Genomic DNA, 22,497 nt, shown 5'->3' with positions numbered 1-22,497 from the left:
CCGAGCCGGGATTCGGCGACGGTGTCGGGCTGGGACACGGTGGACTCCTATACGGGTGGGGGTATCCAAGCGGCCGGGAGCGGCCGCCGTCGAGAACTGAGTGGAGGTGAGCTCAGCGGCGGAACAGCGAACGCAGGCCGCCGGATGGGGACGGTGCGGACCGGCGGTCACACGTGCAGCGTTGCGACTGCGGGACCGAAGTCATCACGCTGTCGACATGTCGGCCGCAGCCCGACCACGTGGTCTTGCCGCACTGGGGGCACTCGGCGGGACGGCACACGGGGCGCTCCTTCTGAGTTCGATCGCCTGGACGACACCCACCGTGCCATATACGAGGGGGGGTATGCAAGTACCCCAGGGGGTATTGGGGAGGGCCAGGCGTGTTCAATCGACGGAGACGAGCCTGTGGGCGCAGGGCTCTTTCCACCAGTGTGTGTGGACGTCCCGCCGCGACATCGGCCGGTCGACCCGCGGCAGTCAGGCAGCCCGGAGTCGCCCGGGTGCCTCTGGGGTGAAGACGCGGTCATCGCGGATCAGGGCCCACACGACGTCGACCTGTTTGCGCGCCACGGCGAGCAGGGCTTGGGTGTGCACCTTGTTCTGGCCGCGTTTGTGCTGGTAGTACTCGCGTGAGGGACCATCGGTGCTCAGGCTGCCCTGTGCTGCGAGGTAGAACATCCGGCGAAGTCCCCGGTTGTACCGCTTGGGTCGTCGAAGGTTGCCCGTGATGCGGCCGGAGTCGCGAGGAACAGGTACGAGGCCGGCGTACGAGGCGAGGTGGCCGGCGGTGGCAAACCCGTCCAGCGTCCCACCGGTCTCGACGAGGAACTCCGCTCCCAGCCGTGCGCCGATGCCGGGCACGGATTCGAGTGCTCGGGCGTACTTGTGCTGGCGGAACAAATCCTGGATCTGCTCGTCGACTTCTTTGGTCTCGCTGTCGATGGCCAGGAGCCGACCGGCCATCCGCCTGACCAGCGCCGCGGTGACCTCCTCACCGGCGACGACGCATGTTTGCCGTTGCGCGGCAGCGAGCGCGGCGGTGACCACCGTTCTGCGCCGGTCGCTGCGCACACCGAGGCCGGCGAGGTGCGCGTCGAGACCGTCGGCGCCGACCCCGAGTATCGCCCCTGGTGTGCAGAACGTGGACAGCAGCAGTAGGGCCGACCGCCCGAGGAACCGGAGCTCGATCTCAAGGGCGGGAAAGATGCTGTTCAGGAGGCCGCGGAGACGGTTGACGGTGCGCACCCGGTCAGCGATCAGCTCCGCTCGGTAACCGGTGAGATGGCGCAGGTTGAGCACCAGAGGCTCCGGAACCATCACGGTGTCCAAATCGGTTCGTGTGCGGGCGATGTCGGCGATGAGGCGGGCATCCTTGGCGTCGGTCTTGCCTTCGCCGCGGTACGCGGACGCCATGGTGTGCACGACCCGGCCGGGGATGTAGACGACGTGTTGCTCGGCCAAGGTGAGGAGTGTGAGGAGCAGCGAGGCCACCGCGCTGGTCAGGTCGACCGCCCACCGCACGTTCGCGGTGCCCACCGACCGGATGAGGTCGTCGATGGCAGTCTGATCGTTGTCGACGCGCCGTGACCAGACGATGGTGCCGGCGTGGTCGATCGCGCATGCGTGATGGGTGCGTTTACCAACGTCGATTCCGATCCACAGCTCCACTTCGGCCATCGGTTCTCCTTCTGTCAGTGCGTCGTTCCCGAGGACAGCTCCACCATCAGGTCCCTAATCAGCGACACTGTCGTCGCAGATCTCAATGTGCGGCCAGAGTGTCCAGTCCGGTGGGGCAGCCATTCGCGGGAAGCGACTCGAATGCACTACGTCCTCTGCTACACCCCACCGTTCCGGGCGTCCGGTCCTGCCGGACATGCAGCACTTTAGGGACTACGTCCTCGCCCTCGGCTACCTGGCCGCACCCGTCGTGGTCGCCGGCCCCGACACCCACTGGTCAGGACATCGGGTGACCCGCATCGAGCAGCTCGCCGCCGCCGCGGCCTGACCGAACCTCACAACCCACCACCGACCGAAGGAGACCCCACCCATGGCGCACCTCGCGTTCGACTACCAGCCCGACCACGACTTCATCGCCGCCCAGATCGAAGCGGATCTCGCCGCCGAGACCATCGGCGCCGTCGTCATCCCCGGCCCCTGGACCACCCACCCGGCCGCCGACTCCACCGACACCCGGTAAGGCAGGGAACACGTCATGAGCGCACTACGGGCCGTCCCCGAACCCGAGCAGAACCCAAGCGACCCGGTCCTCGACCTCGCACCCGACATCGCAGACCCCGGCACCGACACCGGCGCCGGCCTCGACCCGCGGACCGACCCGGAATCGTTGACCCTCTGCGCGCTCATGTGGTCCACGGACACCGCCGCCGCCGTGCGCGTCACCGACGCCCTGGTGCCGGCCGACTTCGCCGAGCCTGCCTACGCGGAACTGTTCACCGTCATCGCCGACCTCGTCACCAGCGGACAACCGCACGACCCCGCCTCCGTCGCCGCCGTCCTGCACCGAGCCGGGGGAGGGCAGAAGGACGCACCGCTGCGCCGAGCACTCGCGGACGTCGTCACCGCCGACACCACCGGATCCTCCGCCGCCGTGCACTACGCCGACATCGTGCTCTCCCAGTCCTACCGGCGGTCGTTCCACATCACCGGGCAGCGACTCATCCAGGCGGCTGAACAAGGTCCCGAGGACGAGCTGTTCGACTACATGGTCGAACTCGGCACCGCACAGCGGGCAGCGTGGAAGCGGCTCAACACTTTCCGAGCTGCCCGGGCGAGCGCGTGATCCACGACGTCCGTCGTGACCGACACGGTCCGGCCCGACCGCGCCCACCCGAGCGACGCACGGCGGGAGTGTCGGTACCGCCCGGCACTATCGAGGCCAACGCGGCGAAAACACCCAGACGTGAAGGATGACCCTTTGAGCATCGTTGGAATCGCATTCTCTGCCGGCCTGATTCTGGCGGCGGTTGCCGTGCCTGTGGCTGTTGCCCGCACGTCGAAGCCCGGACTCGCACAGCGCGGCCGACTCGCGATCGGTCTCCACGTGGCCGTGCCGGTCATCGTGATCGTCAGCATGTTCGCTGTCCTGGTGGCAATGCAGGTCCCTGCTCCCGTACTGGCAGCAATCGCACTGCTCAGCGCAGGTGCCGGTGCTCTCACCGCCATGCTGGTCCAGCGGCGCAATCGAACACACGAGAGCGAAACGTTCCTCGAACAGATCGAGGCCGACGACCGCACCGACCGGCTCGGCGGACGGGAGTCGACGCGGCCCTGAACCGGCAGCGTCGGCCCCCGTCCATCACTCACCCCCGTCGCAGGGCGGTCCCCATAGACCGACACCCGCTGCCTGTGCGCGGTTCTCTGCGTCGTTGATGTCCGCCGCGGCGGTGGGCGGATTGCTTTGGTCGTGGACGTACGAGCGAGCGGTGCCTGCCTCGGCTGCCACGATCGAGTAGTTCCGCCCATCGGGGAGGACCAGGTATCGCAGGAGTCGGCCGTAGTCGTCGACCTCGTCCTGGCTCGGATCGGTGACCATCCCGACCTGTCGCCCGCCGAGCAGCGATCGCGCGAAGTCGGTTGCTTCCGGACCCCAGCACTGCACCGGCGTCTCCGGCCGCTTCGTCTCCGGGGTGTCGATGCCGATGACCCGCACCCGTGTTGTCCAGCCGGCGGAGGTCACGACGTCGACGGTGTCACCGTCGACGACGTACGTCACCGTCACCGCCTCACTGACACCGACGTCCTCCGACCAACCGCGGACCGGCTCCGGTACGACCGAAAAATCCGCCGGTGGTCGGCAAGCGACGACGAATGCGCACACCGACAGTGCGCCGACCACCGCGCCGCAGACTCGGCGACGCCGGGTCACGACGCCACCTGTTCGTCGGTGTCGGTGTGTCCGCGTACGCGGTCGCGGTACCCCCGGCGGGCGGCATGTTCTGCGGTGATGAACGCCTCGACGTCGACACCGCCGTCCAGCGACCGGTGCGGGAACGTATCGGGGACGTACCCACACCCGGGCAACGGGGCGAGCGCGAACGCGTGATCGTAGATCGGTTCGAGATCCCCGTCGTCGAAGAACTCCGTCTCCTCCGTCGACACCACCACCGGCACCGACTCCCGCAAACCCATCCGCCGCGCCTTCTCCGTCGCCGCCGCGGTCCACGCGGCGAGGTAGGCGTCAGTGTCCGCGGCGTAGAGCCGGTCGACGGCGACAAGCTCCGCGCCCAGCTCGGTCACCTCCGAGGACGGTAGGTCGGCCGGCCGCATCGCCGCCCGGATACTCGTCCGGTCCCGGTGCCACAGTTCCTGGATCCCGTAGTCGGAGAGCTGTTGGTCGCGGGTCTCGAGGTAGAGCACCACCGGAGCTGTCCGCTTCGCCAACGGCAACTGCGGGTCGGTCCCGAACGCCGCCAGTGCGGCGACGTGCTGCGCCGACTCGGACTGCGGCGACGCCGCCAACAACGTGTCGGTGCCGCCGACGTTCGCCGCCGCCGACGCGGCCGCATGCTCCAACACCGCGGCGACGTCCACGCTGCGGGTCTGGGCGGTGCGGGTGAGGACGGAGGCGATCGCGTGCGCCGCCTGGTCGGGGTGGGCTAGATCCGCGAGAACCGAGGACGTGGACCCGACGATGTTGCGGGTAGGTCGTGCCGGACCGTCTCCGTCGACGGTGACGAGTTGGATCATCACGTCGTCGACCCCACGGTCGGGGAGGGTGTGCATCTGGTGGGCGATGAACTCGTGTGCGCCGGCGTCGTCGACGAACACCCCGTGCGCCAACGGTGTGCGGCCGGGTTCCCCCGCCGGAGTGCGCCGCCAGACCGTCGCCTCGACCGCCGTGGTCGCGCCGGTCATGCGGTTGCCTGCTCGTCGACGGCCGCGCCATCGCTCGGTGCGGTGTCGACCGGTGTCGGCACTGTCGGGGTCGTTGCCTTGCTGCGCCGGGGGGTGCTGCGGCGACCGGACCGGCGTGGTGCGGACGGGGTGGGGAGGCCGGCGGCCTTGAGCTCCGCGGCGGTCCATCCGGCGGCGAGCGCGTCGCGGTACGCCTTCTCGAATGCGGTGTCCGCGGTCGCGGCGGCGTCGCGTGCGTCGGCGACGGCGGAGTGTGCGGCGGCGGCCTCGGTGGCGGCGTCGAACAGTGTCTCGACGAACCGGGTGCGGGTGTCGATCGCCTCGCGAGCGCGAGCGAGGACAGCGGACTTGTCGAGCGTGGTGATGGCAGACATGAGGGCCTTTCGAGATGGGAGCGTCGACCGGCATACGCAACCGAACGCACACGACTGGTGGAGCTGTCGTGCGGTGGTGGTGCCGGTGGTGATGGACGCTCGACCGTGACCCTCATCGACGGTCGAACACGGACGACTCTAAATCATGGTCCCGACATGTGCACGGCCGCGCCGCGCGCATGCTCGGGGGTCAGTAGTAGCGGCGCGGGTAGACCCCACGGCTGCCGTTGCCCACCGACCCGCCGAGGTAGGCGAGCGGGATCATGAACGCCAACACCATCAGTACGAGACCGAACGCTGCGAAGAACGTGGCCAGGAACGCGATTGTGGCGACGGCGATCGTGACGCTGGCGGCGATGCTGCCGAGGATGACCGACCATCCGGCGGCGGTGGCCCACCGGCCGCGACCATGGACGGCGACGTGACGCACGGCGAGGATCAGCAGTCCTGCACCGGCGATGGCGAACGGGGTGAGCACGAGCGGTCTCCCAACGACGAGGGGGAGTGCACCGCTGGTCTGTCGGTGCGGCACACGAGGTGTGTGCCCCGGTTCCTACAGGACAGGTCTGACACCACGAACCCGCCGCCGACGCGACCCCGTGATTGTCTTGCGCGTGTGACGAAGCTGATCGGTTGGGCAACAGTGTTCGGCGCCGTGCTCGGACTGGTCTTTCTCGGTGCGGAAGGAATTACGTTCCACATCCCCTCGCCTGAGGGCGAGGTCATCTACAGCGGTGAATACGTCCCGCTGCGCGGGGTGTCCATGACGGATCCGAGTGACCCGTTGATCGGCACCAGCTTGAGTTGGTGGAACCAGTTGAGGTTGCCGTGGTGGAGCTACCCGCTGATCGGTGCGGCAACGGGTGCCGTCGTCGCAATGGCCCTCGCTCTGACGGGGGTCCGGGTTACGCGCACCCGTCGCGAGGGGTGAGCGTCCAGCGAAATCAGAACAGTGTCGGTGCGGCGATGGTGTTCGCGTCGGTGCCGATGAGGGCGGCGTGTAGCCGCTCCGCGTCGTACCCGTGTGCGAGTGCGTCGCGGATGGCGAGCGCGCGACCGTAACGGCCGCGCGGATCGGCGTAGGCGGGGGTCGGTCCGAGGTGCCGGCCGGTGGCGACGGCGTAGGCGAGGTTGCCCGCTTGAGTGCCGAGCTTGAGGTGCCCGTCGCCGACGCGCACGCACAACGTCTCGTTGCACTCGTGTTCCCCGATGACGTCGGGGCCGAGGTCGCCGTGCGCGAGGATCAGCGCGAACCGGTGCGCACCGAGGGTGCGCTGGACGCCGCCGTCGACGAAGTTGATGCGCCCGTACCCGTCCGGGTTGGACACCGCCCCGACGAAGAAGTGACACCCCGGAGTGAGCACCACTTTGGAGCGGAACCGTGCGATCGTCGCAGCCGACGGGGGAGCGGCCAGCGGGGTACCGCGGTGAGAGCTGCGCGCCGGCGGCGCGGCGACGCCGGCGAAGCCGGGCAGGAGCAGTTGACCGTCGACCGGTGGCAGACCGGGCAGGGCGCGTTGACCGGGCACCGGGTCGTGCAACGCCGGATCGGGGGGAGGCATTTGCACCCGCAGTGGTGCTAGACCGCCGACTCGGACGAGTCGGAAGCGTCGGCGGTGTGCGGGACGGGATTCGTGGTCGACGTCGCCGCGGCGTCGTCGTCGGGCGCCGGGTCCGGCGCGGTGAGCACGGCGAGCAGGGTGCGCGCTTCGCCGAGGGTGAGGCCGGCCAGCGCGGCGGCCGCGGTGAGAGTTCCCTCCCGCTGACGGATCGCGGCGAGGGCGCCGGCCTGGCGGCGGCGGGCAGCGTCGATCTCTTCGGCTGCGGTGAAAAACTCGGTGAGCGAGTCCATGTTCGCCTTGTCGCGTTCGGCGCGGGCGGCGAGGACTTTGCGTTGCGCGTCGCGTGCGCGGGTGCGCGCCGCGACGCGGGCCGAGGTGGACGCCATGCCGGTCACCCTAGCCGCAATCGCCACTTGCCCGCCGATTCCTAACACAACCCCACCCGTGTCGACGTTCCGCTGCATTGTCGACCCTCAAACAGCCATTCCTCCTCCGTCGTCACCCAGCACCTCGTCCCTCGCCTGACCCGTAACGCACACACCATTCGCTCTTGCAGAGCGCCTGCGGCACTATCGGACTGTGCACACCTGGTCGTTCGACCCCCACAAAGGGGGTCTGACGCGCCCTGAATGGGCCGCTGAGCGGCCAGTTCGCACCACGGCAGGACGGCCTGCAGAGGCACCGCTCACGGGTGCCAGGGGCGGTGGTGTGCGGTGATGACGCTGCACCGCCTGCACGCGGGCGACGGATACACCTACCTCACGAAGCAGGTCGCCGCGTGCGATCACACCGTCACCCGCGGGCAGAACATCGCCGACTACTACACCGCCGAGGGCGCACCTCCCGGACTGTGGGCCGGCCGCGGAGCGACCGCACTCGGTGTCGACGGTGTGGTGTCCGAGACGCAGATGAAGGCACTGTTCGGTGAAGGGCTGCACCCGGACGCGGAGGCGAACATCGCCCGCGCCGCAGTGTCGGGAGAGAACGTCGACCGCACCGCCGCCGCGCAGCAACTCGGTCGCCCGTTCCCCAGCTTCGAGAACAAGGTGCCCTACCTCGCCGCCGTCAAGGACGCGACGGCCACCGCGGCGAAGGACGCAGGCAAGGCGATGTCGGCGGGGGAGCGTCAGCGTGTCCGCCTCGACGTGGCGCAGTCGTTCTTCCGCGACGCGCACGGACGCGACGGACTGCCGAAGGAGCTCACGGAGTTCATCCGCGCCCAGGAGTCGAAGGTGCGTCACCCCGTCGCCGGATACGACCTGGTGTTCACCCCACAGAAGTCGATCAGCGCCCTGTGGGGACTCGGCGACGCCGCCGCCAAGGAAGCGGTCGAGCGTGCCCACACCGAAGCGGTGAACGAGACGTTGGAGTGGATCCAGGCCGAAGCCGGGTTCACCCGCCGCGGCAAGGGATCGACCGAGCAAGTCGAGACGGACGGGTTGGTCATCGCCCAGTTCGTGCACTACGACAACCGCACGGGGGATCCGAACCTGCACACGCACTGCGCGGTGTCGAACAAGGTCCGCACCACCGCCGACGGCAAGTGGCGCGCCCTCGATGCGCGTCCACTGCACCGCGCCGCGGTCGCCGCGGCCGCCCGCTACAACTTTCTCGTCGCGGACAAGACCGCCTGCTACGCCGGCGTGCAGTTCGAGGACCGCGCCCGAGCCGACGGCAAGCGTCCGGTGCGCGAGATCGTCGGGTTCGACCAGGAACTGTTGTCGGAGTTCTCGCGCCGCGACGCGATCATGGACCGCGCGCGCGAGCTGACCGAGGAGTACCGCGCCGAGCACGGGCGCACCCCGTCGAAGGCGCAGCAGATCCGACTCGTGCAGCAGGCGACGCTCGACACCCGGTCGGGCAAAGCGCCGCCGGTGTCGCTGTCGGTGATGCGCGGTCACTGGCGTGAACGCGCCGAGACCTTCCTCGCCGAGCGCGGCGCCGACGGCGGGGTTGACGCACTCCTCGCCTCGGTGCAGTCACCCACGGCGACGTTCGACGTCGTCACCGAGGTCGACGCGCAGCAGTGGGCGGGTCGCGTCATCGACCGCGTGTCCACCGCTCGGTCGACGTGGACGGAGGCGAACGTGCGCACCGTCGTCGAGGACGAGCTCTCCCGCATCCGGTTCGCCGACCCGGCTCAAGCCAGGCGCGCCGTCGAACAGGTCACCCACGCCGCCCTGCACCGCGACTCATTGCTCCTCGACATCACCCTCGACGACCTCCCGTCCGCGCTGACGCGCGCGTCGGGGGAGTCGGTGTTCACCGACCACGGCGCGTCCCGCTACTCCTGCGCAGCGGTCCTCGACGCAGAACAGCGCCTCATCGACGCCGTCCACACCCAGACGGTGTTCACCGTCTCGGCGGACGCGTTCGACGGTGCCCGCGCACGCCGCGAAGCACTCGAATCCGCCCGTACGGGCGTCGAATTCGTGTTCAACGACGGACAGCTTGAGATGGCACGCCGACTGGCCACCGCCGAAACACTCGTCGCCGTCGGTATCGGTCCCGCCGGCACCGGCAAGACCGCCTCGATGAAACTGCTCGTCGACTCCTGGCACGAACAAGGCCGCACCGTCCTCGCGCTGGGACCGTCCGCCGCCGCCGCGACGGTGCTCGGCGAGGACGTCGGTGTGCCCGGCCGCACCATCGCCTCTGTACTGCACCGGCACAGCATCGGCACCGAGACCGCCATCGACCGCGGCACCCTGATCCTCGTCGACGAAGCAGGCATGGCCTCGACCCGCGACCTCGACCAGCTCGTGGCCCTGGCCGCCGAACGCGGCGCGGTGGTGCGCATGATCGGCGACTCCGCACAGCTCAACGCCGTCGACGCGGGCGGCGCGCTCGGCATGCTCGCCCGCGAGACGAGTGCGCCGGAGCTCGTCGACGTGGTGCGCTTCCGCGACCCCGCGGAGGCGACCGCGTCGCTGGGACTGCGCACCGGCGACGACACGGCGATCGAGTTCTACCGCACCCGCGACCGGATGATCGGCGGCACGGACGACGAGCTGCTGGTGCGTCTGCTCGACGATCACCTCGCCGACACCCGCGACGGTTTGTCGTCGGTGATGCTCGCCCCCACGAACGAACAGGTCCGCCAACTCAACACCGCCGCCCAGGCGATCCACCACACCGAAGCCGGCACCGGCGACGGGATCTCCGCGCCATTGTCGGACACCGCCCGTGCACACGTCGGCGACGTCGTGGTCACCAGGCGCAACCGCGCCGAGCTGCGCGCCACCGACGCCGCCGGCCGCCGCTTCTCCGTGCAGAACGGTGACCTGTGGACCGTCACCGGTGTCGGTGAGGACGGAAGTATCGCCGTCACCGGCAACCGGCACGGCGCGCACACGGTGCTGCCCGCCTGGTACGTGCAGGGTCACACCGAACTCGGCTACGCCCACACCATCCACCGCGCCCAAGGACTCACCGTCGACGTCGGCCGCGCCCTGCTCTCCGACGCCGTGGACAGACAGGCCGCCTACGTGGCGATGACCCGAGGCAAGACCGGCAACTACGCGTACCTCGTCACCGACACCCTCGCCGAGCCCGACCTCGACCACCCACCGCAGCCCGAACAGACACCCGGCGACGTGTTCGCCGGCATCCTCGCCCGCGACGGCGAAGAACGCGCCGCCGTCGAGCACCTGCGCGACGGGCTGGCCCGCGCATCGGACCCGCACCGATTCCGCGACTACTACGACACCGCCGCCGCCAAGCTCGGCGACGCCCACGCCCGGCACCTGCTCGACACGGTGCTCCCGACCGCGATCCACACCACCGCGAAGGCGCAGCGCGGGTGGGACGCCGCCGTGGCCGGTGTCCGAGACGCCATCGCCCGCGGCGCCGACGTCGACTCCGTCATCGACGCCCTCAGCGACCGTGGACTGCACAGCGCCGGCAACATCCCCGTCGCGATCCTCGCCCGCCTCGAGAACGTGCAGACACCGGCGGCCCCGTCGACGGTGCCCGTACTGCCCCCGCAGCACCACGGAGCGGACACGGAACTGCGCACCTTCGCCACCGCGATGGTCGCGGCGATCATAGACCCGCACGGCCCCGACGCGGTGTGGGCGACGGACCTCGACTACACCCACCCGCAGCAACAGGCGTACCGGAACGCGGTGCGGGCGCTGATCGACATCGACACCGACACCGCCCTGCAACGTGCGCTTCCCGCTCGCGTCGCCGACACCCTCACCGACCGCGAATGGACCGAGCTGGCCCGACGCGTCGTCGACACCGCACTCGGCGCCGACACCGCAGATCTCGATCTACACCTGATCCGGTTCGACGACACAGAACGCACTGCGATCCGAGCTGTCGTCGCGGCCGTCGCGGAGACCGTCACCGACCTCGATCCCGATCTCACCGCCTACACCGACGAACTGCGCTCCTACCTCCACATGACCGACAGTACGACCGAACGTGCGGGCGCAGCCACCGCGAACGAACCAGCGACAATGCAGGACCATCAAGCACTCGCGCCCGACCAGGCACCGCGGCGCACGCTGGACGAACGACCCGACGCGGTGCGCACCCCCGCGCACGCGAGCACGGACGTCGCCGCGGCCGCCGAGCAGATGCGGCGAGCACCTATCCGAGCACTGACCGACGACCAGCTCGACGCTGCCGCCGCACAGGCCCGCACCCGTCTGACCGCACTCGACCGCGACATCCGCCTCGCGGGCGCCGCCAGGGCAGCAGCACTGGGCGGACAGTCCGTGGCAGCAGTACGCGCCGAGCAGGCGCAAACAGACGCCGCAGCAGCGGCGTTACGCAAGGCGATCGCCGCACAGCACCGAGTCGACCGGGCCGAGGCAGAGCTGGAGCGCGCCACACAGGCCGAGCGCGCCGCACGCGAACCCGACACCGGCCGCTTCGGTCGTCGCACCGTCGATCACGCCCGGATCGCCGACGCCGCCGCGGACACCGATCTGTGGACCCGCCGCCACCGTGCCGCCGTCGACGCCGCCGCCGGCGCGACCGCGGCCGCGCCGCCGCGTGAGCAGTGGGACCAGATCCAAGCGAACGCCGAGGCAGCGGAGCACTCGCTGTCCGACACGATCGCCGCCGCGCAGCACGCCGACAACCGGGCAGCGTCCACCGCCGACGCAACGCTCCGCGCAGCACGCCCGGAACGCACCGCGGTGGCCGCACGCGTCACCGCTCTGCAGGCAGAACTCGATCGCCGTGCCGCCCTCGACCCCCGGGAGGTCGCCACCGAGACCGCGGTGCGTTCGGCGCAACCCGCCGCCTCGCCGCGCGAGGCGGCGAACCCGCTGGCCGAGATGCCCACGGAGGAGCTGCGCCGGAAGCTACGCGAGGTCGGGGTGAGCCGGAACCACACACGCACCGCAACGATCGCAGCGCGCCGGGAGAACACGCTGCGCAACTACCGCGCCGAACTCGATCGCCGAGCCGACCTCACTCCGGAGCAGGCCGCGGCGGAGGAACGGCGCCGGCGACCGGCCGCGAAACCGACACGCGCCGAACCCGCCGGCACCGCAGACACCTCAGTCGACCGGACCCGCGACATCGGCCCGGACTTGTGAGGCTTGTCAGCAACGGGCGATCGGTTGCTGCCCGCCCGCGCACAACTCACCGTCGGCGTGCCCGGCACGCGGGCTTCGGGGAAGACACCTAAGTTCGAAGAATGGGAAATGCGCGGACCGGTGCGATCGGCCTCTATCTTCTTGCCGTACTGGTGCGTGTCCTGACATGGGGAAGCGCTTCGGCCGCTGACCGCAGCGACGACGTCGTCTTCATTCTGCTGTCGGGATCTGTCATCGCGGCGATTCTGTCCGTTGACCACAATCGGAGGAAGTCATGACCGACTGGACCGACGTCCTGCACGCGCTGACATCGCCGACCGACATCTCGCTACGAGGAACTATTCGCGAGACACCGTCCGAACCCCAGAGGAACCCGACCACGTTCAAGACAGCAGGGCACCGTCTGATGTTCGTCCGCGCGGTGGACGACTGCACGGTGTGGCTGCGCGGAGCGTCCACCAGAGTCGAATACGACGGGCGTCCGGTGTTCGTCACCGACGGCACCACCGCCTGGGACTTCACACCCGACCCGGAACGCCCCCTCATAGGACCGGTGAACCGGGTTCTCTATTTCGGCAAGAACCAGTTTCTGATCAGGCGGCGGACTGCGGCCGAGTGGGCCGGCACCGATTTCACCAGCCCGGCCGGACCGATCGACGAGGTGCGTTTCCTCGAGCGCGACTGCTGGACAGTCGAACTCGCACCGCCGCCCGGCAAGCCCCACCCGATGCGAGTCTGGGTGGACATCGAGACCGGCAGGATTCTCGGTCATCAGATCGACCTGTTGGAGATCGGCGCCCGCTACGTCGACGTGACGGTCGGCGAGCCGCTAGACGACGGGCTGTTCACGTGGACCGGGCCCACCCAGACCCACGAGGAGCGTCAGCGCGATCTACAGCGTCGCGGCGACGAGGTGCGCCGTCAGCAAGCAGAATGGTTCGCAGCTTCCGTGACCGGAACTCCTGTCGTGGCCCGCGTCGCGGTCGACTTCACTCCGACCACGGTGCCGTTTCGCGACGACGAGACCGGTGCCTTCGACGGCCACAACGACCACACCATGCTTGCACGCTCGCCACGATCAGTGGACGGGTCCTGGGCGCCGCGCTGGGGTCCACTGCACTACGTCTGGTCGACACCCGAGTGGGACTGGGCGGCCGCGATGATGGAATGCGACATCGACGACGACACTGTTCGCACCCTGCAGTCGATCTTGCACCCGGATGCCAGTGTCGACCGGCAGCGGCGCATCGACCCACCACGCCGCGGCCGGGTCGACTGACCCTTCGGCCGCCAACGACGCCGCCCGGGCACACCGTGAAGGCCGCCATATCACCCTTCCTGCTGCGGCATCGGGGCACAGGGGAGTGGGCCGTGGCCGTTCCAGCTGCCGTCCGGGTCGACGTGGCTCATGGGGCCGGTCGCGCCGTCCAGAAGCACCTTCAGGTGCGCGTCGACGTCCGTGATCCACCACCGCGACATCGCCGACGGGTCATCGCTCACCACCGCCCCCTCATACGCCTGCCACAACGCGTTCAGGCGCTCGTAGACCTCCCGGTGACGCCACCACCGCGGATCCCAACTCAATCCGCGCCCGGGTGAGTTCGACACCTGTCGATTGATGACCTGAGAGAAGTAGAGCGTCACGAACTCCTCGACGTCGGCGAACACCGTCTCCGGTGCCACGTCCTCCGGATCGGCGGGGTCGGCCTCATGGTCCGGGAAGACATCGGCCTCGTCGTCCGGGTAGGGGTCGGTCATCAGTCCTTCTCCCAGTCGTACTCGTCCGGATCGTCCCCGTCGTCGACGTCGCTCCGATCGAGGTGGCGCTTGTTGCCGACACCGCCGACGAGCAGTTCCGCGGCCACCTTCACCGAGCCGGCGTAACGGCCGATGGATTCCCGGATCAGATCGGCGTCGTCGGTCTCCCACCACGGGAGCTTCCTGATCAGCACCGGTTTGTTGCCGGGGACGACGAGCAGCGCACGCGCGCTGGGCATCGCGCGGATGTCGGCCTCGGTGAGGATCGGGCGCTCCTGCCAGCTCTGCGACGTGCTGCCTCCGGATCGCCCGTTGCTCCGGGTGGTGGTCTGCACCTCGTGTGTGCCGACCGTGGAGGACAAGCCGCGCGCGTAGGACTCGACGTTGACGTTGCCGCCGTAGAAGTGCATGGAGCCGGACACCATCGCCTCGAACTCCTCCCTGCCCCAGGCTTTTTCGCCCTGCTGGGGGCTTTGCAGGATGGCGATCGGAATGATGCCGTGGGAGCCGAAGTAGGAGAACTGGTTCGGCAGGTCTTCGAGCAGAACGGTGTTGGCGGCCTCGTCGAGGACGGCGACGAGCGGCACCTCGAGACGACCTTCCGGTGCGGAGTGGGTTCGCCGCCACCAGGACTGCGGCCACCACGGGGGCATGTGAGCCGGGTAGTCACGTCGGGGGCTACGCACGGCGACCTTGATCCCGGCGTCGAAGATCTGACCGAGGAGAGCGGTGATCAGCGGCGTCGCGGTCCCCGAGCCCTTGTTCGAGTGGGTGTAGAGGGTGTCGGTGCTGGTGACGAAGTTGTACGGGTCGAACTCCGCTCGATCGTGCGTGGCGTCCTGCCGTCGGTGGCGGATGCTGCGTTCACCGGTCTCCGGATGTGGCAGCACCTCCATCGTCACCCGCGCCGGTGGTGTGACGACATTGGCGTAGTCCTCGTCGATCAGCACGCTCAGGCATTTGCGAGCCATGTCGAACAGGCCGTCGCGCTGGCGTTCGTTGATGTCGAGGGCGGTGCGGATCTTGTCCGCGGCCCGCCGGTGGCCGGCCACCTCGAGGATGTCCGCCGGTGTCTGGTCCTGGTCGCGGCCGAGCCAGGCGAGGGTGTGCAGGATGTCTCCGCCGCCCACGGCCGCGGCGAGCAGGTATAGCGCCAGCAGCTCGGCGGAGCCACCGTCGAAGTAGTTGCTCGTCGTCGCGCCCTTGGTGGAGGACCCGGAGACGAAGAACGACGCCAGGCGGCGAGCATCCCCCATCTCCCGCACTCGTTTGAGCGGGTTCCACCAGAACGTGACCACCCGAGATCCGCAGATCTCCTGCAGATCGAGCATCCACACCCTGCCGAGGCGTTCACGGGCGAGGCGGGTCGCGGCGTGCAGGTCCGGTTTGGTGGTGTTGGCGATCACCGGCCCGGGGGCACTGATCACGGCTCGGATCGCCAGCGTCACGGTCTTGCCCATCCGCATCCCGGCGATGGCGACCATGACCGTCTCCCACGTCAGGTACACCGGCACCTTCCCGCGGACGGTATAGCCGATGAGGAACCCCCAGGAGCGGGGGTCCTTGGGGGAGAACTGCGGGACCAGCTTCTGCGACGCCGAGCGCGAGATCCCGGACAGCTTGCCCGGATTCGCCATCGTCTTCGCCTTGGAGTCGATCCAGGTGCGACCGCGCGCCCACCGCCGCACCGCAGCCACTGTCGGAACGAGAACCGCCAGCCCCGCGAACGCTGCGAGGACGGTGGACTGCCACGGCCACGGCCGACGACCACGGACCGCATCCAGCATTCCGAAGATCGGATCGGGTGAGGTGTCGAAGCCGGCGAACAGCGATCCGAGCCACCACGCACCCGCCGCGATCACCACGCCGACCGCAACGACAGCGAGGCTGATGAGTGCGGCGGTCTCGCCGATCGACGAGCCGTTCGACCTCGTGGTGCGGGCGGCCATCATCGCGCACCCATCGCTGTGCCGACGACGCAGAACGCCCACATGATCCATCCAACGAGCAGCATCGCCGCCGTCTGTGTGGCGTAGGACCAGGCCATACGCGCGTTCACCCGTCGGTTCATGAACCGGTCCCAGCTCACCATCCCCACCGCCACCACGGCGGAGACGGTGACGAGGAAAATCACGCCGGTCCTACCGGCAACGAGCACGCCGTCGACCGCGTCGGCGCGATCGGCCGGCACGTCACCGACCCACCAACCGCCGAAGTCGACCCCCAGCGCCGCCGCCACCGACGCGAGCACCACCACGCACGCTGCGGTCAGGGTCCAGTTCAGACGCTGGAGGACAGGGATTTTCGTGGCGGGGTCGGGGTCCGATTGGTCGGTCTTGCCGACTATCGCCTCGCTCAAGTGAGCGAGGACCGCACCGTCGTCGTCGCGAGTGTCGGGATCAGCGGGAACCCACGCCTGCGCGAGCCGGTCCGGTCCCCGCATCAGGTCGCCGATCCGCACCGTGCCGCTGGCGTAGGCAGCGTCGATACCGACGGTGTAGGACACCACCAGTACGAACCCGCCCTCGCTCACGATCCGCTCGACGAACGCGGGCGGAGGATCCGTGAGTCGGTACTGCGCGGCGACACCGTCCGCGACGACGAATGTGCCGTCGTCGTCGACGCGCCAGGACACCTCGTCGGACGGTACGGGCAGCACCTGTTCGTCGACCGCGGTGAACCCGCGCTCGTGGTACCCGTCGAGCAGCGACCGTGCGTCGTCGGCGATCACCCACCCGTCGATCGACGGGTTCACCAGCAGCGCCGACACTTTCCGCACCTCGCCGCCGGAGGTCACCGGAACCCGCATCGGCGCGATGCGGTACGTCGTCGGCATCACCACATGGATCGACGCTTCCGGATCGGCCGGCCCACAGGTGGCATGGCGGACATCGACATGGGTCGACCCAGGGAACGGGGTGACACCGAACCGCACCGGTCTCTCTCCGAGTGCGGTGCCGCAGATCGCGCAATCACCGAGCGGCTGCACAGCGTCCCGCACCTGCTCGGCGAGCCCGGGCGGGAGCGAGCGGTCGAGGACAGCATCGTCGACGAACGACATCTGCCCGGTCACGACTGTGCTCCGCCCATGGGCGTCACGACACGGGCGGGACCAGAAGACAACGAGGGAAACGAATACACCTGCATTGGAGGGAGGGCCTTTCGGGAGCGTCGAATCAGCACGCAGACGCACAGTGGGCACCCATAGGTGCCGACACCGCGTACGCACTGTTGATTGACGCTCGACCGTGACCCTCATCGACGGTCGAACGCTGGGAACGATACCGCACCCCCGGCCCAATCTGGTGCTGTGCGGGGCGAATCTGCAACGCCCAGGGCGGCTAACCAGTACTTCTGGCTCATGTTGATTGCTCGCAAGGCGGGAGGAGGAAGATGTCAACCAAATTCGCGAACGCCGAAGCGCAGTCGAGTGACGCCGCCTGTGCGACAAGTGCGGGATGCCAGCGATCGCAGGCCACGGGCACCTACGTTCGAGCCAGTATCCACGGTGCGGACTACCCTGTCGCCTGAAGCACAACATGTTGTAGCGCGGGCACATGCCAACCACTACATCGGCGTGTCGCGAGGGGCTCGACGCTCACGCGGCCTATCCTGTCCTCAGCGCCCGACAGTGCGCACCTGACCTGCTACACCCGACCTACCTGTGGGCGAGACGTAGATGAACAATCCGAATGACGAGCTTCCAGGAACCCCAAGTACATCGGTTCATGCGTCTAGGATTGCATTCGAGTTGCGGCGCCTGCCCGAAGGTAAGCGTCGCATGCTTCAGGTCGAAGAGTGGGTCCTTTCCGGGCTGGATTCTGCAGTGACGGCTGTGTCGTTCTTAACCGATGCGGACAGCTCTGCCGAGGCGAAGCGGCGAATGGACTCGCTTGCGGCTATCTTCGAAGACTATTTCGATACCGTTCCTGTGGACGATTTCAGTGAAATTGCCGAGAAACTCTTGCATCGACTTGAGGGGTTTACAGAAGACACCGTTCCTCGGTGGGCGAAGCGACTATTTCGGGACAACCATTACCGTAGGTTCGCGAAAAAGTTGATAGGCTCTAAACACTACGATCTGCTCTTGCAGGCGTTTCATGCCGACTGTGTCATCTTGAGTCGAGGGATTCGCGGGGTGGCATCTTATGTTCGACCGTATGCTTTGGCTTTCGATGACCTGACAGTGCTACTTACAGATCAGCAAGTTAAGGACATCGGCCTCCCCCGAGAACTTGTGGCATCAGCGTTGCGTTTCATTGTGGAGTTTGACTATGCGCTGGATGAGCTTGTCGAAAGCAAATTTGACTGGTCGAAGTGGAAAGTTCCCGAACGGGACCAGTTCACGAATCATGATGCCTTAGCGGATGTATTGCAGCAGGTGAGGCCACTGGTGACCGGGCCGCTCATTGAGTCTTTAGAAACGATCAATACGCGCCTCGTGAGGAGGTTGCGCGGGGCAAACAGCGCCCTGCAGCACTCAGAAGACGGGGTGTCCCAGGCGGCGAACTCTCTAGTGGAACTGATCGATTGGACGTTCAGAACCGCGTTCACCGATGAGGAAGTCATTAGTTGGCTCGCAGCAGTTCGAAAAGACTTTGTCTACGACGACCACGGCAGAACCCGGCCAACAAAAAGAGGTCAGGCGTTGTGTTTTGTCCACGGAGGCGCTACCCCGGAGGACGGGAACGTTTCAGCGCTTCACGAGATGATGGCCGTTGCTATCGTCGCCGCTAGAACTGGATTACAGGGTCTGAAACATGCCGACGAGGGCACCCTCGAGGAACGTGACCAGGTCGAGACGCATCTCAGGGCCATCGAAGGGTTCCTGACGGTGTCAATTCGGCTGCTATGGGGTGGATTGCCGACGGAGCATGTCGAAAAGTTACATCTCCGGCTTGCGGCATAAAAGTCATGTGGGTCGGTATGTGTCTCATCTCTACCGCACGCGCACGCCTCACGTGGACGTATTGCCCCACGTGCCGTCGAACTGCTCGCTCGACACAGATGCCTTTGGAACGATCTGAGGTGGCAGTTCGACACAGGCGGCGTCGAGGACAGCGGACGAATGAGCGGTCCGCGTACGCCACCGACACGCTCAGGTGGGAAAGTCGATCCAATGGCGACCGTCGACGATTCGTTCCGACTGGAAGATGGGTTGGCCGAACGGCAGTGCCCCGAAGCGGAAGCCTGCGGTCGAGGCGCGCGGGTCGTCGAGTGCAGACAGTCGCTGCTCCCGAACACCGGCGAGGTCGATTACTCCGGACGGCTGGTGGACCACGTGTACCGGCGCAGCTGAGTACGGGGCCGTTGTCGGGCTGCTACCCCAGCCACCCCACACCAGGAAGTAACACTCACCGGGTGTGGCGGTGTGACCCGCGAGCACGCGGACCGCGACAACAAGCTGCTCGGTCTCCGACGGGCCCGGCGCGCTCGCGACATCACTCTCCTTCATGCCCGGGCGCACGGGATCAGGGATGAACAGCACACGGCAGTAGTCCGCAAAACCCAGCGGTCCGCGTGTGACCAGGTCCCACCAGTCCCGGTCCTGCGTGACCAACCAGCGCGCAGCTTGCGGGTCCGCGAGCACCGTCAACGCCATTCCTGCACTCTAGTTTCTGTACGCGTTCTGAGGAGCTGCTGTTCGGCCCGATGGCCTACCGTGTCCCCATGACGGTCGATGCCCCCAGCAGTGGCGGTCCTCCCCCGATGCCACCGACGGGCACCGAATGCCCTCGCCTGCCAGCGTGGTGGAGGTGGCTCACCATTGCTGTGACCGTGTTGGCGATCGCCGCATGTGTGGTCATCTTGTGGGCGTTCATCCCGCCGACCGTCCTGTTCCCGATATTTGCGCTTGCCTCCGCAGTGCTGGCCGTTCTGGGCCTCGTGTGGTTGATACTCGCGATCGTCGGGTGGTCGAAATTTGGCGTCTGGAAGCTGTCGGCGATCGCAGTGGTCGTTGTCCTGTCGACGGCCGTCCTGGTGGTGTTCTCCGTTCCCTCTCGCGCCGCGTTCGCAGGGTCGGAGGGCGTTCTGCGCGCCGTCGCGACCGAGTGCAGCCCGTCCTCCGAGTACGAGCTCGTGGGTGCGTACCTGGTCCGAGCTGTGCGGCCTGTCGGTGGTGGCGGATGCCGGATCGACGTCGTAGGTGGCCTCTTCGAGTCGGTCGGGTTCGTCTACCTACCGAACAGCACACCCAGTCTCGAGAAGCCTCGGCGCGACGGCGAGATCTGGTACACCGAACTCAAGGGGGATTGGTACACCGTCGTTCAGTCGTTCTGATATCGGCGGCGAAGGTGTTCGGGGGGCCGCACGGACGAGCCCGTCGAGCATCGAGGCGCACACCCACGTGTCGTACGGGATCAACCTTCCTCCTGCCGTCGCTGCGACGTTGGGTTTGGTCCGAGCGCGCGACTTCGGTCCCGGACGCTGCCCGGCCAGCGGCGCGACTCGCCGAGGTCTGTGCGCTGTGTAGTCTCGAAGCGCCATGACTCGTCGGAATGAGGGCTACTCAATGTCATCAGTTCCACTCACCGAAGTTCCCTCACATATGGTGCAGGATTTCCCAGTTGTTCGATCCAGTGTCGCTGCAATAACTCTCGGACCCGTCATGGTGTACAGCCGGATGATGATGGTGGCTCCGCGGACCAGGCTCGATCCGTCTTGCGAATCGTCGTTACGGACAGGTCCACTGCATCGGGCGGCGTGGCTGCGGGCCAGAAGTGGAACAGGTAGTCCTCGACGGGTTTGGTGACTTCCAGCGACGTGGCGGTGTCCCGTCCGCGGGCATGTGCACGAACTCGATAGCGCCCGGCCGACACCTCGTCCATGGCCGCGACAGCGTGGCCGTCAAGTGATCGCACAGCAACCGGTGCGCGCGCAGTGAGGGTCGATTCCTCGACCACTTCCCAGTCGCCGTCGTCGTCGGCGGGCTCGGATGTGAAGACGCGGACGCTCACGCGCACAGGCCCGTACGACACGCCTGTGAACGTCGACAGAAACCCGGGCCCCACTTCGAGGAGTGACCCTTTCGCGCGGGCGTCCGTCGTATCCGTGACCTCGTCCGCGATCACGAATTGATCGTGGTCGGCGAAAACGACACCCGAGGTGTCGAGCAGTGGTCGAACTGCATCACTCATGGGGCGACCATATCGAGAGAGCACCCAATACAGGCGTGAGGCTCCGACCCGGCCACCGAACACGGGAGGCAAGGGCCGAGCCCGCATAGGCGGTGACGGCGATCATGGACCGGACCCGGCTGATTTGTTAGCGTCGCCGTCATGACCACACCGAAAGGCGCATGAGCGCCGCTGACCGCATCGGGCCCCATGGGCGTCCGAGACCACCCGAGCCTGTCCGTTCGAGGTGCGTGCAATGACGGATGCTCAGCAACCCCCGGTACACGGACCTGTCGAGGCCTTGGCGCAGATACGCGACCATGTCGCGGCGATCGTTGCGTCGACGCCATTGTCTGGGTCGCGGCACGATCGCAGCGATACCGCCGAGGTGCCCAGTGCGACTGTCGACGGCGCAACGGTCTCGTTGTCAGTCCGAGACGATGATCCTTCGTTCCTGGGCACGTTCGACCGCACATCCGGCACCCGTCTGATCACCGTCACCCTCATGACGAGGCTGGATACGTCACCCGGTCACGACGGCGGGTCGTCCCGTCCGATCGACATCCCCTACGACGAGCAGGTCCACTGGGTGCGCGCCGTTCTGGGCGAGCTCACCGATTACGCCTACAAGGTCGTGTCCGATTCCGGGCGGTTCCGAGTCCGCCCGGTGTTCTTCGTCGTGTTCGTTCAGGGTGATGGTCGACCTGCGCTGGCGCCGAGTGACTTCGAGTGGTTGCTCGTCAGCGGCGGACGCAGGGCATACCCCGAGAAGATCATTCCTCGTGACCCTGAGTTGCTCCGTTACCTGCGGTACAACGGTGATCTGGTGGCCGCGTCCTCGATTCTGCACCCGGATGCTGCTGCGCCCGCGGCGTGGGCGCAGCAGTTCGTCTCTGCGCTCACCTCCGCCATGGCCGACGAACTCGGACGATTGGGCCGTGACCAATCGTTCACCGTCGAGGAGGTCAGCCTTCACGGCATAGACCGTGTCGTCGTGCGCTACATCTGGCATCTGATCGCCGGCGACAAGTATTACGGGTTCGACATCGACCTCGCCGGTGTGCGGGAGCAGCGATTGTCTGCCCTCGACGACCCTCGTGCCTCGACAGCAGGCTTCCGCTTCGGGGCACTTCCGTTCGACCAACCCATCTTCCAGTCGGAACGAGTCGTCAACGGTCGCCACTGGATCGACTTTCCCACCTGAGCGTGTCGGGGTGGCCGTGAGCGGACCGCTCATTCGTCCGCTGTCCTC

At 67.6% G+C, this 22,497-nt stretch carries 21 protein-coding genes and 1 pseudogene; 10 read left to right on the top strand and 12 right to left on the bottom strand.

What is annotated here, in order from left to right; all coding sequences use genetic code 11:
- Positions 1 to 477: 477 nt before the first annotated feature.
- Positions 478 to 1,677 (bottom strand): IS110 family transposase, encoded by a 1,200-nt coding sequence (locus OHB23_RS00860; RefSeq protein WP_328810598.1) that lies wholly within the window; start codon positions 1,675 to 1,677, stop codon positions 478 to 480.
- A 205-nt stretch (positions 1,678 to 1,882) separates the two neighbouring features.
- Here OHB23_RS00860 and OHB23_RS00855 point away from each other — a divergent pair.
- The 4 genes and pseudogenes from OHB23_RS00855 to OHB23_RS00840 all read left to right on the top strand — a co-directional run.
- Positions 1,883 to 2,005 (top strand): annotated as a pseudogene (locus OHB23_RS00855) (NrdH-redoxin); the annotation flags it as partial.
- A 42-nt stretch (positions 2,006 to 2,047) separates the two neighbouring features.
- Complete coding sequence (locus OHB23_RS00850; protein WP_328810597.1) at positions 2,048 to 2,197, top strand: hypothetical protein; 150 nt, start codon at positions 2,048 to 2,050, stop codon at positions 2,195 to 2,197.
- A 15-nt stretch (positions 2,198 to 2,212) separates the two neighbouring features.
- Positions 2,213 to 2,800, top strand: a complete 588-nt coding sequence (locus OHB23_RS00845; protein WP_328810595.1) for a DnaB-like helicase N-terminal domain-containing protein — start codon at positions 2,213 to 2,215, stop codon at positions 2,798 to 2,800.
- A 135-nt stretch (positions 2,801 to 2,935) separates the two neighbouring features.
- Positions 2,936 to 3,292: a hypothetical protein gene (locus tag OHB23_RS00840; protein WP_328810594.1), complete on the top strand. Its 357-nt coding sequence runs from the start codon at positions 2,936 to 2,938 to the stop codon at positions 3,290 to 3,292.
- Between the two features lie 24 nt (positions 3,293 to 3,316).
- On the opposite strand, the gene OHB23_RS00835 is transcribed toward OHB23_RS00840, so the two are convergent.
- The 4 genes from OHB23_RS00835 to OHB23_RS00820 all read right to left on the bottom strand — a co-directional run bounded on the left by OHB23_RS00835 (position 3,317) and on the right by OHB23_RS00820 (position 5,727).
- A complete protein-coding gene (locus OHB23_RS00835) occupies positions 3,317 to 3,886 on the bottom strand; it encodes a thermonuclease family protein (protein ID WP_328810593.1) in 570 nt (189 codons plus the stop codon).
- The gene (locus OHB23_RS00830) at positions 3,883 to 4,875 is read right to left on the bottom strand and encodes a hypothetical protein (RefSeq protein ID WP_328810592.1); all 993 of its coding nucleotides are present in this window, start codon (positions 4,873 to 4,875) and stop codon (positions 3,883 to 3,885) included. The genes OHB23_RS00835 and OHB23_RS00830 overlap by 4 nt, the downstream gene beginning before the upstream one ends.
- A complete protein-coding gene (locus OHB23_RS00825) occupies positions 4,872 to 5,249 on the bottom strand; it encodes a hypothetical protein (protein WP_328810591.1) in 378 nt (125 codons plus the stop codon). The genes OHB23_RS00830 and OHB23_RS00825 overlap by 4 nt, the downstream gene beginning before the upstream one ends.
- Before the next feature lie 190 nt (positions 5,250 to 5,439).
- Positions 5,440 to 5,727, bottom strand: a complete 288-nt coding sequence (locus OHB23_RS00820) for a hypothetical protein (protein WP_328810590.1) — start codon at positions 5,725 to 5,727, stop codon at positions 5,440 to 5,442.
- A gap of 138 nt (positions 5,728 to 5,865) precedes the next feature.
- Here OHB23_RS00820 and OHB23_RS00815 point away from each other — a divergent pair, with 138 nt between their 5' ends.
- The gene (locus tag OHB23_RS00815) at positions 5,866 to 6,180 is read left to right on the top strand and encodes a hypothetical protein (RefSeq protein ID WP_328810589.1); all 315 of its coding nucleotides are present in this window, start codon (positions 5,866 to 5,868) and stop codon (positions 6,178 to 6,180) included.
- A gap of 13 nt (positions 6,181 to 6,193) precedes the next feature.
- Here the strand turns inward: OHB23_RS00815 and OHB23_RS00810 are convergent, their stop codons facing one another.
- Together OHB23_RS00810 and OHB23_RS00805 are read right to left on the bottom strand one after the other, a co-directional pair.
- Positions 6,194 to 6,811: a hypothetical protein gene (locus OHB23_RS00810; protein WP_328810588.1), complete on the bottom strand. Its 618-nt coding sequence runs from the start codon at positions 6,809 to 6,811 to the stop codon at positions 6,194 to 6,196.
- A gap of 17 nt (positions 6,812 to 6,828) precedes the next feature.
- Positions 6,829 to 7,197 (bottom strand): hypothetical protein, encoded by a 369-nt coding sequence (locus OHB23_RS00805; protein ID WP_328810587.1) that lies wholly within the window; start codon positions 7,195 to 7,197, stop codon positions 6,829 to 6,831.
- A 330-nt stretch (positions 7,198 to 7,527) separates the two neighbouring features.
- On the opposite strand from OHB23_RS00805, the gene mobF reads away from it, so the two are divergent.
- Entirely contained in the window at positions 7,528 to 12,369 is a 4,842-nt protein-coding gene (mobF, locus tag OHB23_RS00800) for a MobF family relaxase (protein ID WP_328810585.1), read from the top strand.
- A 274-nt stretch (positions 12,370 to 12,643) separates the two neighbouring features.
- On the top strand, positions 12,644 to 13,648 hold the full coding sequence (locus tag OHB23_RS00795) for a LolA family protein (protein WP_328810584.1): 1,005 nt from the start codon (positions 12,644 to 12,646) through the stop codon (positions 13,646 to 13,648).
- Between the two features lie 50 nt (positions 13,649 to 13,698).
- Here OHB23_RS00795 and OHB23_RS00790 read toward each other — a convergent pair whose 3' ends face one another.
- The 3 genes from OHB23_RS00790 to OHB23_RS00780 are packed head-to-tail and all read right to left on the bottom strand — an operon-like array spanning position 13,699 to position 17,200.
- Positions 13,699 to 14,127 carry a DUF4913 domain-containing protein gene (locus OHB23_RS00790; protein WP_328810583.1) on the bottom strand — a complete coding sequence of 143 codons (429 nt, stop codon included), beginning with the start codon at positions 14,125 to 14,127 and terminating at the stop codon, positions 13,699 to 13,701.
- On the bottom strand, positions 14,127 to 16,079 hold the full coding sequence (locus OHB23_RS00785; RefSeq protein WP_328810582.1) for a type IV secretory system conjugative DNA transfer family protein: 1,953 nt from the start codon (positions 16,077 to 16,079) through the stop codon (positions 14,127 to 14,129). The genes OHB23_RS00790 and OHB23_RS00785 overlap by 1 nt, the downstream gene beginning before the upstream one ends.
- Positions 16,076 to 17,200, bottom strand: coding sequence for a hypothetical protein (locus OHB23_RS00780; RefSeq protein WP_328810581.1), 1,125 nt, complete (start codon positions 17,198 to 17,200; stop codon positions 16,076 to 16,078). Before OHB23_RS00780 ends, OHB23_RS00785 begins: the two co-directional genes overlap by 4 nt.
- 708 nt (positions 17,201 to 17,908) lie before the next feature.
- Here OHB23_RS00780 and OHB23_RS00775 point away from each other — a divergent pair.
- Entirely contained in the window at positions 17,909 to 19,036 is a 1,128-nt protein-coding gene (locus OHB23_RS00775; protein ID WP_328810580.1) for a hypothetical protein, read from the top strand.
- A 189-nt stretch (positions 19,037 to 19,225) separates the two neighbouring features.
- Here the strand turns inward: OHB23_RS00775 and OHB23_RS00770 are convergent, their stop codons facing one another.
- Positions 19,226 to 19,729: a hypothetical protein gene (locus OHB23_RS00770; RefSeq protein WP_328810579.1), complete on the bottom strand. Its 504-nt coding sequence runs from the start codon at positions 19,727 to 19,729 to the stop codon at positions 19,226 to 19,228.
- A gap of 68 nt (positions 19,730 to 19,797) precedes the next feature.
- Here OHB23_RS00770 and OHB23_RS00765 point away from each other — a divergent pair, with 68 nt between their 5' ends.
- Positions 19,798 to 20,409 carry a hypothetical protein gene (locus tag OHB23_RS00765; protein WP_328810578.1) on the top strand — a complete coding sequence of 204 codons (612 nt, stop codon included), beginning with the start codon at positions 19,798 to 19,800 and terminating at the stop codon, positions 20,407 to 20,409.
- A 326-nt stretch (positions 20,410 to 20,735) separates the two neighbouring features.
- Here the strand turns inward: OHB23_RS00765 and OHB23_RS00760 are convergent, their stop codons facing one another.
- Positions 20,736 to 21,266 carry a hypothetical protein gene (locus OHB23_RS00760; RefSeq protein WP_328810577.1) on the bottom strand — a complete coding sequence of 177 codons (531 nt, stop codon included), beginning with the start codon at positions 21,264 to 21,266 and terminating at the stop codon, positions 20,736 to 20,738.
- Positions 21,267 to 21,750: 484 nt separating this feature from the next.
- On the opposite strand from OHB23_RS00760, the gene OHB23_RS00755 reads away from it, so the two are divergent.
- Positions 21,751 to 22,449 carry a hypothetical protein gene (locus tag OHB23_RS00755; RefSeq protein WP_328810576.1) on the top strand — a complete coding sequence of 233 codons (699 nt, stop codon included), beginning with the start codon at positions 21,751 to 21,753 and terminating at the stop codon, positions 22,447 to 22,449.
- Positions 22,450 to 22,497 lie beyond the last annotated feature (48 nt).

This window comes from Rhodococcus sp. NBC_00294 (assembly GCF_036163995.1).
In the GTDB taxonomy this organism is placed as follows: domain Bacteria; phylum Actinomycetota; class Actinomycetes; order Mycobacteriales; family Mycobacteriaceae; genus Rhodococcoides.
This window is presented reverse-complemented; position numbering and strand designations above follow the sequence as displayed.